General features: G+C 63.1%; 18 protein-coding genes. 10 read left to right on the top strand and 8 right to left on the bottom strand.

Annotated elements, in window-relative coordinates:
- Window positions 1-24: 24 nt before the first annotated feature.
- Window positions 25-219 carry a hypothetical protein gene (locus AC3FLX_RS28630; RefSeq protein WP_488700707.1) on the top strand — a complete coding sequence of 65 codons (195 nt, stop codon included), beginning with the start codon at window positions 25-27 and terminating at the stop codon, window positions 217-219.
- Between the two features lie 30 nt (window positions 220-249).
- On the opposite strand, the gene AC3FLX_RS28625 is transcribed toward AC3FLX_RS28630, so the two are convergent.
- Complete coding sequence (locus AC3FLX_RS28625) at window positions 250-1,161, bottom strand: adenylate/guanylate cyclase domain-containing protein (RefSeq protein ID WP_488700706.1); 912 nt, start codon at window positions 1,159-1,161, stop codon at window positions 250-252.
- 258 nt (window positions 1,162-1,419) lie between these two features.
- Between AC3FLX_RS28625 and AC3FLX_RS28620 the strand changes: the two genes are divergently transcribed.
- Window positions 1,420-4,875 carry an adenylate/guanylate cyclase domain-containing protein gene (locus tag AC3FLX_RS28620; protein WP_488700705.1) on the top strand — a complete coding sequence of 1,152 codons (3,456 nt, stop codon included), beginning with the start codon at window positions 1,420-1,422 and terminating at the stop codon, window positions 4,873-4,875.
- A gap of 40 nt (window positions 4,876-4,915) precedes the next feature.
- A complete protein-coding gene (locus tag AC3FLX_RS28615) occupies window positions 4,916-5,578 on the top strand; it encodes an HD domain-containing protein (RefSeq protein WP_488700763.1) in 663 nt (220 codons plus the stop codon).
- Here AC3FLX_RS28615 and AC3FLX_RS28610 read toward each other — a convergent pair.
- Window positions 5,559-6,584 carry a patatin-like phospholipase family protein gene (locus AC3FLX_RS28610; protein WP_488700762.1) on the bottom strand — a complete coding sequence of 342 codons (1,026 nt, stop codon included), beginning with the start codon at window positions 6,582-6,584 and terminating at the stop codon, window positions 5,559-5,561. The genes AC3FLX_RS28615 and AC3FLX_RS28610 overlap by 20 nt on opposite strands.
- Window positions 6,585-6,854: 270 nt before the next feature.
- On the opposite strand from AC3FLX_RS28610, the gene AC3FLX_RS28605 reads away from it, so the two are divergent.
- On the top strand, window positions 6,855-7,247 hold the full coding sequence (locus tag AC3FLX_RS28605) for a hypothetical protein (RefSeq protein ID WP_488700704.1): 393 nt from the start codon (window positions 6,855-6,857) through the stop codon (window positions 7,245-7,247).
- A 39-nt stretch (window positions 7,248-7,286) separates the two neighbouring features.
- On the opposite strand, the gene AC3FLX_RS28600 is transcribed toward AC3FLX_RS28605, so the two are convergent.
- Both AC3FLX_RS28600 and AC3FLX_RS28595 read right to left on the bottom strand, forming a co-directional pair.
- Window positions 7,287-8,567 (bottom strand): MFS transporter, encoded by a 1,281-nt coding sequence (locus AC3FLX_RS28600; RefSeq protein WP_488700703.1) that lies wholly within the window; start codon window positions 8,565-8,567, stop codon window positions 7,287-7,289.
- A 140-nt stretch (window positions 8,568-8,707) separates the two neighbouring features.
- Entirely contained in the window at window positions 8,708-9,181 is a 474-nt protein-coding gene (locus AC3FLX_RS28595) for an adenosine-specific kinase (RefSeq protein ID WP_488700761.1), read from the bottom strand.
- Window positions 9,182-9,435: 254 nt separating this feature from the next.
- Here AC3FLX_RS28595 and AC3FLX_RS28590 point away from each other — a divergent pair, with 254 nt between their 5' ends.
- Window positions 9,436-9,810 (top strand): PHA-granule associated protein 4, encoded by a 375-nt coding sequence (locus AC3FLX_RS28590; protein ID WP_488700702.1) that lies wholly within the window; start codon window positions 9,436-9,438, stop codon window positions 9,808-9,810.
- A 100-nt stretch (window positions 9,811-9,910) separates the two neighbouring features.
- On the opposite strand, the gene AC3FLX_RS28585 is transcribed toward AC3FLX_RS28590, so the two are convergent.
- Window positions 9,911-11,032 (bottom strand): citrate synthase, encoded by a 1,122-nt coding sequence (locus AC3FLX_RS28585; RefSeq protein WP_488700759.1) that lies wholly within the window; start codon window positions 11,030-11,032, stop codon window positions 9,911-9,913.
- 127 nt (window positions 11,033-11,159) lie between these two features.
- Here AC3FLX_RS28585 and AC3FLX_RS28580 point away from each other — a divergent pair, with 127 nt between their 5' ends.
- From AC3FLX_RS28580 to AC3FLX_RS28560, 5 genes are all read left to right on the top strand, one after another.
- Complete coding sequence (locus tag AC3FLX_RS28580) at window positions 11,160-12,113, top strand: 2-hydroxyacid dehydrogenase (protein ID WP_488700700.1); 954 nt, start codon at window positions 11,160-11,162, stop codon at window positions 12,111-12,113.
- A 7-nt stretch (window positions 12,114-12,120) separates the two neighbouring features.
- On the top strand, window positions 12,121-12,807 hold the full coding sequence (locus tag AC3FLX_RS28575; RefSeq protein WP_488700758.1) for a fumarylacetoacetate hydrolase family protein: 687 nt from the start codon (window positions 12,121-12,123) through the stop codon (window positions 12,805-12,807).
- 31 nt (window positions 12,808-12,838) lie between these two features.
- On the top strand, window positions 12,839-13,609 hold the full coding sequence (locus AC3FLX_RS28570) for an SDR family oxidoreductase (protein WP_488700699.1): 771 nt from the start codon (window positions 12,839-12,841) through the stop codon (window positions 13,607-13,609).
- 99 nt (window positions 13,610-13,708) lie between these two features.
- A complete protein-coding gene (locus AC3FLX_RS28565) occupies window positions 13,709-14,701 on the top strand; it encodes a Bug family tripartite tricarboxylate transporter substrate binding protein (RefSeq protein ID WP_488700697.1) in 993 nt (330 codons plus the stop codon).
- Between the two features lie 170 nt (window positions 14,702-14,871).
- The gene (locus tag AC3FLX_RS28560; RefSeq protein ID WP_488700696.1) at window positions 14,872-15,213 is read left to right on the top strand and encodes a DHCW motif cupin fold protein; all 342 of its coding nucleotides are present in this window, start codon (window positions 14,872-14,874) and stop codon (window positions 15,211-15,213) included.
- Between the two features lie 21 nt (window positions 15,214-15,234).
- Here the strand turns inward: AC3FLX_RS28560 and AC3FLX_RS28555 are convergent, their stop codons facing one another.
- The 3 genes from AC3FLX_RS28555 to AC3FLX_RS28545 all read right to left on the bottom strand — a co-directional run bounded on the left by AC3FLX_RS28555 (window position 15,235) and on the right by AC3FLX_RS28545 (window position 17,304).
- Window positions 15,235-15,570 carry a hypothetical protein gene (locus tag AC3FLX_RS28555; protein ID WP_488700695.1) on the bottom strand — a complete coding sequence of 112 codons (336 nt, stop codon included), beginning with the start codon at window positions 15,568-15,570 and terminating at the stop codon, window positions 15,235-15,237.
- Between the two features lie 41 nt (window positions 15,571-15,611).
- Window positions 15,612-16,064 (bottom strand): PA2169 family four-helix-bundle protein, encoded by a 453-nt coding sequence (locus tag AC3FLX_RS28550; RefSeq protein WP_488700694.1) that lies wholly within the window; start codon window positions 16,062-16,064, stop codon window positions 15,612-15,614.
- A gap of 259 nt (window positions 16,065-16,323) precedes the next feature.
- Window positions 16,324-17,304 (bottom strand): LysR family transcriptional regulator, encoded by a 981-nt coding sequence (locus AC3FLX_RS28545; protein WP_488700693.1) that lies wholly within the window; start codon window positions 17,302-17,304, stop codon window positions 16,324-16,326.
- Window position 17,305 lies beyond the last annotated feature (1 nt).

The raw sequence follows: 17,305 nt of genomic DNA, 5'->3' as shown, positions 1-17,305 counted from the left end.
ATCCCCTGCTTCGGCTCATCCGACATGATTACCCCGTCTTCCGCCACCACATTTGCACGTCCTTTCGGCCTGCAACCCGCTGCCAGCAAGCAGCCGACGACGAGCCAATTTCAGGCAAGCCGATCCTCGTCATCCGGCAGGACGCCGACGCAGGTGTTGCTCGACAACTCCAACGATCGGCCCGATATCTTCTTGATTGCCGTGCTTGGCTATAACTGACGCACCGGGGACCGGCCCCGGCTGACTCGCCTAGTTCCTGTCGGTCTGCAAGAAGAACTCGACTCGCTCGTCACCAGCGCCGACCGCTTCACCAAATGTCAGCCAGCCATGACGGCTGAGCGCGACTTCATCGCGGCGCAAAATGAATGCCTCTTCACCGTCGAATCTGACGTGGGTGCCATTCGAGCTTCTGTCGACCAGCACATACCGCCCTGCGCGCGGTTCGACTACCGCCTGGAAGCGAGACGCGCGCCGGTCCAGCACGATAACGGTCATGCTGCCGTCCCGGCCAATCGTGACAGGGGCCGATCCGGCGGTCATTTCCACCAGCATGTCCCGATATCGCAGCGTGAGAAATCCGCACTCCACCGATCTCGGACTCGACTCGTCCACCAGCGTGAGATCGGTGCCCTCCTGCCATATCCCCTCGAACAACTCCACGGGCTGATCCCTGCCACGGACCTTCATCAGATAGAGGCTGCGGGTTCGCTGTTGCAGACTGACAGGGAGCTGTTCCACCGCCTCCCGGCTGGTAAGTATCTGGCCCCGGGAAGCCAGGCTCCTGAGTCGAGCGGCCAGGTTGACCGCGTCACCAAACACATCGCCGGATGCCTCCAGCAGGATGGGGCCGTGGTGAAACCCGATGTGGAGCGACAAGGACATGCCAGACACCGGCGCCATCTCCGCCACGCAAAGCTGCATGTCGACAGCCGCGAGCATCGCATTTTCCGCCGAGGGAAATATCGCCAGGACCTCGTCACCGATGGTCTTGATGACGCGTCCTTGCCAAGCGCCCGCACAGGACGCCATGACCCGGATGCACTGGCCAATCGCCGCCAGCGCAGCCGCGTCGCCGGCCAATTCGTAAAGCCGTGTGCTGCCGCTGACGTCCGCGAACATCACTGCCCCATGCGACATGTCGCGCTGCGATTCTTGGTTCATATGCGTCGAGACCTATGCCGAGCCATTGCACAGGGCGGATCGGGCACTCGCCCCGACGTTCGCAACCCTGCACTGGAATTCTGGCACCGCGATTCGCGTAGCTCAACCGGAAACCGATGAACGTAAGCAGACATCGGCGATCGCTACGTTTGCCTTGTCCGGCTGTCCCGGAACCGTGCGCCGTTGTACACGCGCCTTGCTCCCCGCCCCGATCCCGCGTCTAATGATCCGAAGCGGACAGCGCAGGTAGGAGGCGATATGCATTGCGCCGAATGCGACTTCGAAAACCTTGCGGGTGCCAGATTTTGCGAAGCATGCGGGGCACGGCTTGGACGTCGTTGCCCGCGCTGCGGCGAGGACGCGAGCGCCACCGCGAAATTCTGCCGGGCTTGCGGCACCCCGCTAACAGATGCCGAATCGGCGTCCGTCACCGCACCTTCATCTGCCTCATCTGCCATCCCGGAAAATTCCAGCGGCGCCCGCCCGGCGGACCTGGCCCCTGTTCACTACACGCCACCGCATCTCGCGCAGCGCATACGCGCCGAGCAGGCCGCGATGGAAGCCAAGGGGGGAACTGGCGGCGAGCGTAAGACCATCACCGCACTCTTTGCCGATATGGCTGGGTCCACGGCGATGATCCAGGATCTGGACCCGGAAGAAGCACGTCGCCTCATCGATCCCGTCGTCACGCTGATGATGGAGGCGGTGCACCACTACGAGGGCTACGTGGCCAAGTTCCTTGGCGACGGCGTCCTGGCGTTGTTCGGCGCACCCATTGCCCACGAGGACCACGCACTGCGCGCCGTCTACGCTGCGCTGCGGATGCAGGAAGCCATGCGGCACCTCAGCGATCGGGTGCGGCTGGATCGCGGCGTTCCGCTGCAGATTCGCGTCGGCATCCACACCGGCGAGGTGGTCGTCCGGTCCATTCGCAAAGACAATCTGCATACCGACTACGATCCCGTGGGGCATACGATTCACATTGCATCCCGGATGGAAGGCATTGCCACGCCGGCTTCGATTCTGGTCAGTACGTCCACCCACAAACTGGCCGAAGGCTATTTCGAGTTCAAGGCGCTGGGCACCACCGATGTCAAGGGCATGCGAGATCCCCTCGACGTCTACGAGGTGCAGGGGCTTGGTGCGTTGCGGACCCGCCTGCAGGTTGCCGCGCACCGTGGCCTGGCACGGTTCGTCGGCCGCGAGGAGGAACTGCAGCAACTGCACAATGCCCTGGCGCTGGCCAGGTCGGGAAAAGGGCAGATCGTCGGCGTACGTGGCGAGGCCGGGGTAGGAAAGTCGCGTCTGTTCCACGAGTTCAAGGGGCGAGCGCAACAAGGCTGCCAGGTGCTGGAAACGTTCTCGGTCTCCCACGGCAAGGCATTCGCCTATCTGCCACTGATCGAACTGCTGAAAAATTACTTTCAGATCGGCGCGCAGGACGCGCAGCGGGCATGTCGGGAAAAAGTGACCGGCAGACTGCTCACGCTGGATCGTTCGCTGGAAGCGCACCTGCCCTACCTCCTCTTTCTGCTCGGCGCGAGCGAGCCGGAGTCCGCGCTACCCACGATGGACCCAGTCATCCGACGCCAGCGGACCTTCGAAGCCATTGCGCAGCTACTTGTCCGCGAGAGCGTCGACCAACCGCTGCTGATCGTCTTCGAGGACCTCCAGTGGCTCGATGGCGAAACAGAGGCATTCCTGAACCTCCTCATCGACCACGTGCCCGACGCGCAGATACTGCTGCTGGTCAACTACCGCCCCGAGTACGCGCACGAGTGGGGCCGCAGATCCTGCTACACCCAACTCCATTTAGAGCCACTGGGTCCCGCCGAAGCCCGGGGGCTGCTGACAGCGTTGCTTGGCGACGACCGCAGCCTTGCGCCGCTCAAGGAACTGGTCCTGGCCAAGACGGAAGGCAATCCGTTCTTCATGGAGGAAGTGGTTCAAACCCTGGTCGAGGAGGGCGCGTTGCTTGGCCATCCCGGTTGCTATCGCATTGCAACAGCCCCGGCCCTGCTGCACATTCCCACGACGGTCCAGGGCGTGCTGGCCGCCCGCATCGACCGGCTCGCTCTGCCGCAGAAAGAGCTATTGCAGACGCTGGCCGTCATTGGTAAGGAATTCCCCTTGCGTCTTGTCCGCCTCGTCACCGCTTCCGATGAAAGCCAGTTGCATCCGCTGCTCGCCGACCTGCGGGCGGCGGACTTCATCTACGAGCGCCCCGCCTTCCCGGAGATTGAGTACGCATTCAAGCACGCGCTCACGCAGGAAGTTGCCGCCAACTCGCTCCTGATCGCCCGGCGCAGCGAACTGCACGAGAACACGGCCCGAGCCATCGAGACGCTGTTTCCGGATCAGCTAAACGACCACTGCGGCGAACTCGCTCACCACTACAGCCTGAGTGGAAATATTCCGAAAGCGATCGAATATCTGCACGGCGCGGCCCAGCAGGCGCTACAGCGCTCCGCCCAAGCGGAGGCCATCCGGCATCTCGGAACGGCACTCGACTTGCTCGGACACTTGCCCGATACGCCGGAACGCGCACGCCAGGAACTTACGCTGCTGCTCACGTTGGGACCAACCCTGATGGCGACTCGCGGCCAGGCATCCCCAGAGGTCGAAAGCACCTACCGGCGTGCGCTGGCGCTATGCGAGCACCGCGAAGACACTTCCTATTTCTTCTCGGCGCAACTGGGGCTATGGGCCTTCTATCAACTGCGGGGCCAGTACAACGTGTCATCGCCGCTGAGCAAGCGGCTCGTTGGTATGGCGCTACGCTCGCAAAAGCCGAACCAGCTCGCCGAAGGTCACCGCGTCGTCGGCGCGACGATGTTCCGTCTCGGCGAGCTCGAACAGGCGCGCACCCACTTCGAACAGGTGCTGGCGCTGCGACGCCCGGAACCGCCCCAATACGATTACATGATGGGGTATGGACGAGATCCCGCTGTTCATGCCATGAGTACGCTCGGCTGGATTCTTTGGTACCAGGGCTGGCCGGATCAGGCACGAGCGCGCTGCCATGAAGCGCTGGCGATGGCACGCGAGCGTCCAGACACCGTCAACCTTGCGCTTTGCCTGGTGTTTGCCGCCGAAGTCCACCGCCGCCGGCGCGAGGTGCGAGAAACCGGTGAGTACGCCAAGGCCGCCATCGCCGTTGCGTGCGAACAGGGATTCCCGATCTATCTGGCATGGGGCACCGTGCTGCAGGGATGGGAAATGGCAGAGCAGGGAAATCCTGCGGAAGGTATTGCGCGCATCCATCAAGGCTTGACTGCCTATGCTGCAACCGGCGCGTCGCTGGGTCGCCCCAATCTCCTCGCCATGCTCGCCGAAGCCTGCGGCAAGGCCGGCAAGCCCGAGGCAGGCGTGGATTACCTTGCCGAAGGACTCGATTTTGCGCACGACACCGGGGAGATCATCGACGAAGCCGCACTGCATCGCCTGAAGGGAGAACTGATACTTCAAATCTCCCCGCAACGGGAAGACGAAGCGCTGGCGTGTTTTCAGAAGGCGACCGAGGTCGCGCGTCACCAGGGTGCCCGGTCATTGGAATTGCAGGCTACGCTCGCCCTCGCCCGCCTGTGGCGGCACCAGGGCAAGCCCGATAGTGCACGGGAGATTCTGTTGCCGATCCATCGCACCTTTACGGAAGGCTTTGACTTGTCCGACTGGAACGAGGCCAAGGTCGAACTCGAACTACTGATCGCATAGAAAGATGCCACAGTCCTTGCGCCAGTCCTCGCGCTCCCCGATGACCCATGCAAGATCGATTGCAATGCGCGACCGGTTTGTCGCGCTGTGGGCGCGCTGTGGCGGCATGCGCGGCGAGGCGGTCTATGCCGACCTCTCCCGCCGCTATGCCGAGCTGGCGCGGCACTATCACACGCTGCAGCATGTGCGGCGCTGCTTGCGGGACCTGAACTGGGCGCGCTGCGCAATCGCCGATGTCGACGTGGTCGAACTGGCGCTGTGGTGCCATGACGTCATTTTCACCCCCGGTGCGGCTGACAACGAACAACGCAGCGCCGCGTGGTTCCGACAGTGGGCGCAAGCCGATATCGCCGGCATGGAGCGCGTCAGCGAACTGATTCTGGACACGTCGCATACCCAGCCGCCGTCGGACGCCGCGGGTCGGTTCACCGTTGACATCGACCTGGCTGTCCTGGGCTATCCGCTGGCATGGTTCCGCCGAGACGCTGTGCATCTACGTGCGGAGCGTCCCGATCTCGACGATGTCACCTATGACAGCCGCGAACGGGGATTTCTGGGCGCGCTGATGGCCCGCCCACGCATCTACCTGACCGAGCCGTTTTACGCACGCTATGAAGCCCTGGCACGCGCGAACCTTGCGTGGCGGCTTGCACAGCCATCGCCGCCCGGCCCCGCATCACCACTCAGAGAAACTCCGCTTTGATATCGACAGTCGATTTCTGGCCGACGCTCTCGTAGTGTTGCGCCAGCCACGCGGCAGCCTGCTCCCGGCCCTGGTCTCGCAATTGGCACAGGAACGACCAGTCGCCGTTGTACTTGCTCGATACATGGAGCGCGGCCATCGTCTCGTCGGAGCGAATCGAGTGGATCAGCATTTCCTTCATGTCGTCGCCATCCACCCTGCCCTGCTGAATCAGCGCGGTGACAAACGCAATCGCGCGCATCTCGCGCATCAGTGACGAGTTGAAGCTGACCTCGTTGAGCCGATTGAGGATATCCGCGGCAGTGGTCGGCACACCTCGGCGAATAATCGGATTGATGTGCACGATCACCACGTCCCGCGTACTGCATTCATAAATCAGCGGAAAGATGGCGGGATTACCGACGTACCCACCGTCCCAGTAGTACTGGCCTTCGATTGCCACTGCCTGGAAGAGCGTGGGCAGACATGCTGAAGCAAGCACGGCCTCGACGCACAAATCGGCGCCCGAAAAGAGCCGGATCCTGCCGGTCTCGACATTCGTCGCGCACAGAAACAACCGGATGGGACACTGCTTGCGCAACACCCCGAAATCCACCTGCCGCTCAAGCACGTCGCGCAGGGGATTCATGTTGTAGGGATTGAACTGGTAGGGAGACAGCACGCGCAGGGCCATATCGGCCATCGCATACAACGGCGAATAGTTCAGACCAAAACTATGCGATCCCTTCACCCACGGGAACCAGCGAAATGGGCTATAGCGCTGCGCGGACTGCGCGATGGCGAACCAGAAATCGTGCAGCGCCTGGCGCGCGCCATCCACGCCGCCCTGCATCAGACCATTTGCCAATACCGCGGCGTTCATCGCGCCCGCGCTTGTGGCACTGACGCCCTCGATGGCAAGCCTGCCGTCTTCCAGCAAGTAATCGAGGACGCCCCACGTAAAAGCACCGTGCATACCGCCGCCCTGCAACGCCAGGGCCACGGGCTTTGCGTTCTTGTTGTCCATCGCTGCCCCTCCCGCTGGGCGGCGTGCCACCGCCCCTCTTCGGCTGCGTACCGGCTTTGTATGTTGTGCCGCACTTTTGCTTTCGACACCGGCCAGCCGCCGGCGGCCACCGTCCTGAAATTGTAGTGAAGATATGCGGCCTGCTGGCTGACATCGGTGCGGCCTGGCGTTGGGCGGAACCAGCCCGGTGCGCACCGCGGCGAGTCTCGCCGCCATCTTTGGTACCATCCTGCCCGACAACAAGCACGCAACCCTGGGGAACGAGGCACTATGGGCAAGATTGGCGATCTCGCAGTGAGATTTCGGGCGATTCCTGCTGTGCTGGCCTGCTCGCTATTCGCGGCCTGCACGACAACGGCACCGTCCTATTCCGGGCGCCAACTGTCCACGTACGATATGTCGACCGAGTATGCGACCGAGTACTCGCCGGACGGGTTCACCTTGCTGGTCCACCACCGGTATCAGCAATTCACGATGCTTCGCAGCACCGCTGTGACCGAGTGCAAAACGGCCGCCAGCAATGTTGCCACTAGCCTGGCCAGCCGATGGAACCGGAAGCTCGCGCCAGTGGACGACATGCGCGTCCAGTTGAGCACCAGCAGAAATTGGCTCGGGAAAATCACCACTTGTTCAGCCACGGTGCCAGTCGTCTGGGAACACTGAGACGGACCAACGGAAGTCCAACAGCGTCCCAATCGGTCTTTAGTGACTTGATTCCATGTCGGGATTCGCTTCGCCATCCCTGGTTGCGATCAACGATTTCGGCACCAGCAGGATCAGCGGCAGAATCAGCGCGTACACCACCGTGGTAGCGACCACACAGTAGGTAAATCCGAGAGCGGCGCCGCTGTGATAGATCCATGATCCCAGCAAATCGCCGGCCCGCGCCGAGAATGCGAGGACCCCGTCCACCAGCATCATCAGCGTTCCTTGCAGGCCCGGCGGACATGACCGCATCGCCAGATCGAAGTAGGCTGCGGTGGCGATACCGCCCATCAATCCGATCGGTACCGCGAGTGCCAGCGCAAGGTTGGCCGAGTCGATAAACGCCAGCGGAATCATTTGCGGCACGGCGACGATCGTTCCCCACCATAGCAACTTGTTCAGCGATACCCGCTTGCACAGAAAGCCGTACAGCAGGAACGTCGGGACAAAGGCGGCCGCGAATACGCCGTTGTAGTAGGAGTAGATGGCATCGGACGCGTGCAGGTCGTTCGTCAGATAGAACTGCAGCGGCGTTGCCGATCCCGGAGCGAAGTTCCACAAGAAACAGATGAGAAGTGCCGGGTAGACTGCCCGGTGTTTCAGGAGCCGTTTGACGTTTTCGACGAAGTGCCCACCGCTTGCCTGAGGGTTGTCATAGGCGTGATCGAAGACGGAGATCGGCTTCCACAGCCCGAACACGGCAATCGATAACGCGACAATCGCCATCAGAAGGAGCGCCTGCTTCGCGGCAAGATGATCGGAGACATATCCCGAGGCGAACGCCCCTGCCACGACAGGGACGGAGCTGACCGCGTTACCCAGCGCGCTTAGCCGCCCGGACATGGACTTCTGCTGCCCCACCAGTGCGATCAAGCCTTGATAGGCCGCGGCGATAAATCGGGAGGACAGCATTGCCAACAGCATCCCGACGATCAACCCCGTGTAAGAGGTACCCGAGTACGCCATCCAGAAAAATGCGCCGGCGGTGACCGGGGCGAAGATCAGGAAGAAGCCGCGATCGCGCATGCCCAGCGGATTCCAATGATCCCGCGCGAGGCCAAAGACGAATGCGACGTATACCGGTATGCCAGTGACCAGCCTGAACATCGAGATCTCGGTAGCCGTCGCATTGAGCTGATTCTTGAGCAGGTACGAGGTCTGGATGTCGACCAGATAACCGGCCGGCGTCGCCAGATGGACGAACAGCGTCAGCCAGCCAAAATACAGCAGGGTTCGGTGGTTGCCCGCGTAACCATTGCGATCGTGAGTGGCCGGCATGCGAGGAGGCGAACAGCGCGACGGAAGGCCGAACGCTCAGCGGTGAAGGCTATCGGCGTCACGCACTCGACCGCGCGTGCGGCCGGGCCGGTGGCCGATCGTCAACATGCGCGTGCAGCACGTGAGCATCACCGGAACCGTCAGAGCTTGTAGCCGAACTGCCGCAGCAGCGCCTTGCGGTCGGCGACATCGTCCTCGCTCTCCACGCCGAGCGGAGGTGCACCATCGACCACGCCCAGGATGCCTCTGCCCTGATCCGTCTGCGCGACGATGACCTGGGTAGGGTTGGCCGTCGCGCAATAGATGCGGCACACCTCCGGCACAGCACGCACGGCACCCAGCACGTTCACGGGGAAGAAGCCATCGCCGAGGAAAATCACGAAGGTATGGCCGGCGGCAATCGCCACGGCATTCTGGCAAGCCAGGTCGATCATCGATTGATCGGTTCCCGACCAACGTACCAGCCGCTTGCCGGAAGCTTCGCAGAACGCCAGGCCGAAGCGGATACCGGGAACGGTGCCAACGAGCGCCTCGTGCAGGTCCTCGACGGTTTTTATGAAATGGGATTGCCCGAGAATGAAATTGGTGGCCTCGGGCTTAGAGACCTGCACCATATTGAGTTCCACGGCCGCTCTCCACGTTTTGCTCACTGCGTCTATGGTAGGTGTCGGCTTTTCGATTGCAAATCCAGACGGCAACGTGTCGATATCCGCGCGATGTGGGCCTATCGGCTCGGCACAGCCGTTCGCTCATCCAAACGATGGATGGGCAACCGGGACGCCGTGTGGCAAAAAGTGCCTAGCTCGAAGCAAAAGTTGACCCACCTGATTCAACGGGCCAGCACGGACACTTCAACCGGGGATAGAACATGACCACGGCGCGCGCGACAACGAAAGGCGAAGCCATTCATCTTCTCGAAGCCGCAGAAGTCGGACTCATTCAGCTCGACTACGAGACCGGCTGGCAAGACAGCTCCGAACTCAAGCGGCTGGGCGCGGAGGCAGGCATCCGTGTCGAGTATCGCGGACATGAAAGCATTGCCGTCGAATCCCCCGCGGCGCTCGCTGCGGGCTTGAAGCGACCCAAGCTCACGTTCCGGCAACGCAATCTCTTTTGCCAGTTCGAACTTTCCAGCTTGTCCGCGCGAGAACTCGAAGCCCTCGAAGCCAAGGCCGCCAGGCTCGGCGACTACATTCTTGCCGGGCACCTGCTGCGGGAACGCGACGCGACGTGGTCCGAGTAATTCGGCGGGTAATCGTGCGCGGAATCGTGCGGGTGGTCACGCCGCGCTGACGAGCGGCGACCCTCGCACGACAGTTCCTTTGCGTGATCCGCGGCAAGCATCAGACTCGCTCGGGCACCTTGCCCACATAGCGGCCCCGTGGCCGGATCACCTGGCCAACGGTCAGTTGCTCCAGGCTGTGGGCAAGCAGACCCACGCTGCGCGCCGTGGCGAACATGCCGAAGGCCGCGTCGTCGGGCAAGCCATAGTGCGTAACCAGGGCCGCCAGTGCCACGTCGATATTGGGCTGCAAACCAGTCAGCCGCGTCGCCTTTTCCACAAAGCGCGCAACCACGGGCGACGGATCGAACAGGTTGAGCAGTGCCGTCGCGCGCGGGTCGCCATCGGGATACAGGTGATGACCAAACCCGGCCAGCGGCTGGCCAGTAGACAGATGATGGGCAAGCACTTCGTCTTCGCCCTGTCGATCCAACTCGCTGAACAGTGCCTTCACGCGGCCCGACGCATCGCCATGCAATGGCCCGGACAACGTGGTCAGCCCCGACAGCAGGCACGCCGGCAGCGACGCTCCCGTTGACGCGGCAATGCGCGACGCAAACGCCGAACTGGTCAGCTCGTGATCGAGCAGCAGGACCATTGCGGTACGCAACAACTCCGCCACCGCGGGCTGGCCCCAACCCTCGGCCAGCCGTATATGCAACGGTTGCTTTCCCGGCCGCGCGCCGAATGCGTTGGCCAGCAGTCCCACCAGGCCCTGCCCTTCGCCATGCAGCACGCGCGTCATGCGGCCATGCGTGGAATGTCCCGTCGCCGCCAGTTCCGCCAGCATCTTGAACGCCGCCACGCGGCCCGGCTGGCCGACATCCACCGAGGATGAAAAATCCACGGGCTGCGCGGCATCCCAGAGCAGATGCGCGGCCTCTTCAAGCGTGGCCGATCCGGCGAGCGTCACCGCATCCTGTCCCCGGTAGTAAAGCCGCTCGCGCACGAACGTGGAAATGGCCGTGGGGATGCTGGGCTCCGCGCCAAACAATGTGTTGGTGGCCAGCGTCTCGTGCTTGCGACCGGCCTGCTTGCGCTTGGCCAGCGTTGCCACGTCCTCGGCGCGATACAGGCTGCGGCGCGTATCGGCCGGGTCGGACGTGACCTCGATCTTCCCTCGGCTCACATAGGCATACACGGTCTGCGGCCGCACCCCAAGGCGCGAACACGCCTCTTCCATCGATATCCAGGCTCCCACTCGTCACTCGCTCAGATCCATTTATGTTGATTTTATATATCAAGATTGCGCTGTTAATCAACTATTGCCTACGATGTCATCCACCTACCCAGCGAAGATATCCACACACATGACGCCCCAGATCCTGCAACTGAACCCCATCCTGATTCCCGCCGCGAACGAAGAACTGGCCGCGCGCTATCAGGTGCACAAGTATTTCGAGATCGAAGACCAGGCCGCCTGGCTGCGCCAGCATGGCGCGTCCATCGAAGCCGTCATCACGGGCGGTCACACCGGAATCTCGCGCGCGATGCTGGAACAGTTGCCGGCGCTCAAGGTGGTAGCCGTCAATGGCGTGGGCACGGATGCCGTCGATCTGGCGTACTGCCGCGAGCGCGGCCTGCCCGTGACCGCCACGCTGGGTGCGCTGACCGAGGACGTGGCCGATCTGGCCATCGGTCTGCTGATCGCGGCGTGCCGCAACATTTGCGCGGGCGATCGCTTTGTCCGGGACGGACAGTGGGAACTGAATCCGTCGCCGTCCGCCATACCGCTTGCGCGCCGCTTCAGCGGCATGCGCGTCGGCATCGTGGGCATGGGCCGCGTGGGTCGTGCCGTGGCCACGCGCGCGGCGGCGTTCGGCTGCCCCATCCGCTATACGGATCTGCGCGCGATGGACGACGTGCCGCATACCTTCGTGGCCGACCTGATCGACCTGGCGCGCGACAGCGATGCGCTGGTTCTCTGCGCCGCCGCTGACAAGGCCGAAGGCATCGTCAATGCCGCCGTGCTCGATGCGCTTGGCCCGCGTGGATACCTGGTCAACGTGGCGCGCGGCCGCCTGGTCAACGAGACCGACCTTGCCGCCGCCATCGAAGCCGGCAGCATCGCGGGCGCGGGCCTGGACGTCTTTGTCGATGAACCGCGCGTGCCGCTGACGCTGCGCCAGTCTGACCGCACCACGCTGCAAGCCCATCGCGCAAGCGCCACTTGGGAAACGCGCGGCGCGATGATGCGCATGGTCCTGGACAGCGTGGCCGAAGCCCTGGCCGGCAAGCGTCCCACGATGAGCCTGACCACCTGAGTCCGCCATCATGGATTTCGTCCTGCCGCCACCAGTGCCATGCGCCCTGCCTGTCGCGCACAGCACCGCGTACTTCCCCATCCATCGCGTCTTCTGCATCGGCCGCAACTATCGTTGGTTGCCCGACGAACCCGCGCCAACGGACATGCCAGCGTGGTTCATGAAGCCGGCCACCGCCGTGGAACTGGCGTCCGACACATTGCCCTACCCGCCCGGCACCGATGCGTTTTGCCATGAAGTGGAGTTGGTCGTTGCGATTGGCCGGGGCGGACGCGATATCGATCCACGCGATACGTCGGACCATATCTGGGGCTATGCGGCCGGCCTGGACATGACGCGCCGTGACCTGCAACTACAGGCCAAGCAGAACGGCGGCCCGTGGGAACCGGCCAAGGCGTTCGACCACTCCGCGCCTTGCAGCGCGATTGTGCCGGCAACCCACTGCGGTCATCCGCGCGAAGGCGTGATCCACCTGTCCGTCAATGGCGTGGAGCGCCAGCGTGCCGATCTGGCGGACCTGCTCTGGTCCGTGCCTGACCTGGTGGCGATGCTGTCGCGCTCGGTGTCGCTGCTGCCCGGAGATCTGATCTTCACCGGCACCCCAACGGGCGTGGCGCCTTTGGAACCGGGCGACGTCATTCACGCAGGTGTGGCCGGCATCGGCGAGATCACGCTGACGGTCACCCGCGCATAGCGCCCATACCAACGCCCATACCAATACTTTCATGGAGACAACCTTGAACCCATCCCGAAAAATCGCGCTGGTCACCGGCGCCGGCAGTGGCGTTGGCCGTCTGACCGCGTTGGCGTTGCTCGAAGATGGCTGGACGGTCGTGCTGGCCGGCCGGCGTGCCGATCCGCTGCAGACGCTAGTGGCCGATGCCGCGACGCGCGGCCAGACGGCCTTGGCCGTGCCCACCGACGTGACCGATCCCGCCAGCGTGCAGGCACTGTTCGACACCATCGAGCGCGAATTCGGGCGGCTGGACATGCTGTTCAACAACGCGGGCGTGAACGCGCCGGCCGTGCCGATGGACGAGTTGCCGCTGGACAAATGGTTCAACGTCATCAACACCAACGTCACCGGCGTCTTCCTGTGCGCGCGCGCCGCGTTCGCACTGATGCGCCGTCAGTCGCCACAAGGCGGCCGCATCATCAACAACGGCTCAGTCTCGGCCCACACACCGCGCCCGTTCACCGCGCCGTACACGGCCAGCAAACACGCCGTCTCGGGACTGACCAAGGCACTCGCGCTCGATGGCCGCGCGTTTCATATCGCCGCCGGCCAGGTGGATATCGGCAATGCGCTCACCGAGTTGTCCGAACGCATGACGCGCGGTGTGCTTCAGGCCAATGGCACCACGGCGCCCGAGCCAATGATGGATGCCAGCCACGTAGCCAATGCCGTGCGCCATATGGCGTCGCTGCCGCTGGACGCCAACGTACTGAACATGACCGTCATGGCCAGCGCCATGCCGTTCGTCGGCCGAGGCTGATACCAAAAACGTACCGATTGCCGCGCCGCCACGGCTTCGCATCCGTGGGGCGCCACCAGAGTTGACCAGAGTTAACCAATATCCAGACGGAGACACACCATGCGAATCCCCACCCGAACGCTCACGACCCTGATTGGCGCGCTCACCGGCTGCGCCACCATGATGATGGTGCCGGCCGCGGCCTCGGCACAGGGCAACTACCCCTCCCGCCCCGTCACGATCATCGTGCCGGCACCGGCGGGCGGCGGCATCGACCTGATCGCCCGGGTGGTGGGCGAAAAACTGTCGGTCAAGTTTGGCCAGCCGTTCATCGTCGAAAACCGCCCGGGCGCATCGAACAACCTGGGCACGGCCGTGCTGGCCAACGCAAAGCCCGATGGCTACACCATCGGCATCGTCGGCGGCAGCCACAACATCAACAAGTTCCTGTTCAAAAACCTGGGCTGGGACCCGGAAAAGAGCTTCGAACCGATCGTCTATACGCACGAGATTCCGCTGGTGTTCGCGGTCTATCCCAAGCTGCCGGTCAAGACCGTTCCCGAACTGGTGACCTGGATGAAGGCCAACCCCGCCGACGCCAAGATAGCCACCTCGGGTCGCGGCAGCGCGCAGGAAATGGCCGCCGAAATGTTCCGCATGGTCAGCGGCGCGCCGGCGCTGCTGGTGCCCTACAAGGGATCATCCGCCGCGCATCCCGACCTTATCGCCGGCCGCACCGTGCTCTACATCGACACGATCAGTGCCATCCAGGAACAGGTGAAGTCCGGCAATGTGCGCGCGCTGGCGGTGGCCACGCGCAAGCGGTCCAAGGCCTTGCCCAATGTGCCCACCGCCGAGGAGCAAGGTCTTAAGGGTTATGACGCCAACACCAACGGCGGCTTCCTTGCCCCGGCCAACACGCCGAAGGAAATCGTGGCGAAGCTCAACACCGAGATCAATGCGGTGCTGAAGCTGCCTGAGGTGCGCGCCAAGCTGGAAACGGCCGGCATCGACGTGCAAGGCGGCACACCGCAGGAGTACGCCGCGCTGATCAAGTCGGACCTGGCCAAGTGGGGCAAGGTGGTCAAGGAAGCGGCGATCCAGCCCGAGTAATTGATCCACAGCCATCTGCCGGATACGCCCGCGGATCGTTACTCGATTCACGGGCGTCCGCGTGGTAGCCTGCACCACTTCAATCTGGCGAAACGCAAATCGATCACGTGAAACGATGGCATATCGTCGTCGGTCACGATTTGCGTCATATGGGATACGGGAGGCAGGAAATGAAGATGGATGCTTTTGCGTTCGGCACAACGAACTGGGCGGAAGTCGAACGAACGGAGCATCCGGGGGAAACCGGCATGGCTTACTGGCGTACGCGTTCTTTCGGCGATCCATCCAATCAGATTCGCGTGCGGATGGTTGAATATACGGCCGGCTACCTGGCGGACCACTGGTGCAAAAAGGGACACATCCTCTTTTGCATGGAAGGCGAACTGGAAACGACGCTGGAAGACGGGCGGAAGATCGTATTGACCCCGGGGATGAGCTATCAGGTTGGCGACAATGCCGAAGCCCACCGGTCCTATACAAAGACTGGCGCCCGACTCTTCATCGTCGATTGAGCCAATGTTCGACGCGCGGGGCTACCGCCCGGCAAGCTCGTGAAGCAGCTTCTGCACGATGCGCTCATGCTCCTCCATTGCCACGTCGAGCGACGCCGCGCCAAAACTCTCGTTGTCATGCCCGGACAGCCCTGTCACGCGCGTGATGAAAACAAGCCCGTCCGCGGCGTCCGACATGCCACGGAAGCGGGTTGTCACCATGCCGCCGGATTCCTCTAACAGCGTGCGGCGGAACACGAGGTCGTTCTCGGCCATCCAACGAGACCATTCGTCTGGATTGGCAACCTCGACCGGCCGGTTTTGCTCGTCGAGGATATAGAGGCGGCGCCACTTCCGTGGACGTTCAGGGTCCTTCATGGGCCGCCTCGATTCGATGGCTGGCGCGACTCGCCTACGGGTTAATGAATCTGCATACCCCGCAACGCATGAATGCGTTCGTGGTGCTTCTGCATCCCCTCGTATTGGCGCAGAAGCACTGCGCGCACGTGCTCTGGCATATCGTTCGTCAGCGCCGAGCGGTACTCGCGCCTGGCAGCCTCTTCCTCGCGCTCGCACAATTGCAGCACCGCATCGTCGTTGTGCGGCGCGATGATATGCATCACCTCCATCCAGCCCCGATGCATCGTGCCCGTCATGGAGCCACGGTCGCGCGGCACCGCGCCCAGGGCGCTCACCATCGCCTGCAACTCGGTCACCGAATTGCGGCAGGTTTCGGCAGTGCCGGTCAGGACGCTGCGCATCTCGTCATTGCCCACTTCGCGGGCGCCGGTCATGCAAACACGTTCGCCATCCCTGCCGACCTCGATCAGGTGGTTCAGCGTGGAGGCAAGTTGTCCTTGAGCATTGGTCATGGCGATCTCCCAGCCCGGATCGGGCAAATGTCTGCCTGGACACACGCCCGTCGTGCGGTGCCAGGCTTGGGATTGACCACGTAGAAGGTCTGGAACTCCCTATTCGGCCTGCACCATCGCCGAGCGCGGGACTTGTCCGGCCACAAGCTCAGTATAGAAACGGGGCGGAATCACGCCATAGGGCCCCGGCTTCACTTGCAAGCGCCCGGTGGCGGGCGACGGTTGCAGCGCGCGGTTTCAATGGAAGTGCGTTGCCGGACTACTTCAGCGCCTTCTGGGCGGTCTGGGCAGTCTTCGCAATCATCTCGCGCAGCCAGGCATGCCCAACGTCGTCATCGTCGCGGCCGTGCCAGACTGCTTGCATGATTTCCGTTCTGGATTGGTAGGGCGGCGCGCGGCGCGCCAGGCCACCACGGTTTGCCAGGGCCAGGGCAAGCGACGCGGGCACGATCGACAGCATGTCCGTCTCGCGGAGCAGTGCGGGAATGGCAAGTGCGTGGGGGACCGTGATTCTCAAGCGCGGCGCCTCTCCAGACGCCAGCAGCGCCTCTTCCAACGCACGTCGATCGAACATCTCGGACTGCCGGGCCAGTCCGCGTTCGACGATGAATCCCCCGACTGCGCCCTCCTCCTGCCCACCAACGGATAGCGTGACAAGCGGGTACTTCGTCAAATCCTCGATCTTGAGTTTCCGGCGTGAAGCGGGGTGTCCCTGGCACATCAGGATCGACTCGCCCTGGTCCATCAACGTGCGCGAATTCAGGCGGGGCGGCACCTGGGAGAAGATGCCGATGGCGATATCGATGCGCCCCAGGTCGATCTGCTCTGCAAGGTCCAGTCGCGTCGATGGCCGAATGACAAGGTCGACGCCAGGCGCCACCTTCCGCAACGCACGGGACAACGGCGCGACGATCACTTCCGTGACGTGATCGTTCGCCGCAATGACGAACCGCCGCGTGGACTGAGCTGGAGAAAACGGCGCCGCGCCAAGCGTGTTTTCGATACGGCGAAGCGAGTCCAGCAGCGTTGGCGCCATCGCCATCGCACGGCCGGTCGGCACCATGCCCTTCCCCATTCGTATGAAAAGCTCGTCGCCGACCAGTTCGCGCAGCCTGCGCAGCGCGTGGCTGACCGCCGATTGCGTGAGATGCAGACGCTTGCCCGCCAGAATCAGGTTCCGCTCCTCATAGACGGCCTCGAACACCTTGAGAAGGTTCAGGTCCATTCGTCCGATGCTCATG

The organism is Cupriavidus sp. 291-E7 (assembly GCF_057798835.1).
Note: the sequence above shows the minus strand (reverse complement) of the source record. Positions and strands in the feature narration are given on the sequence as shown.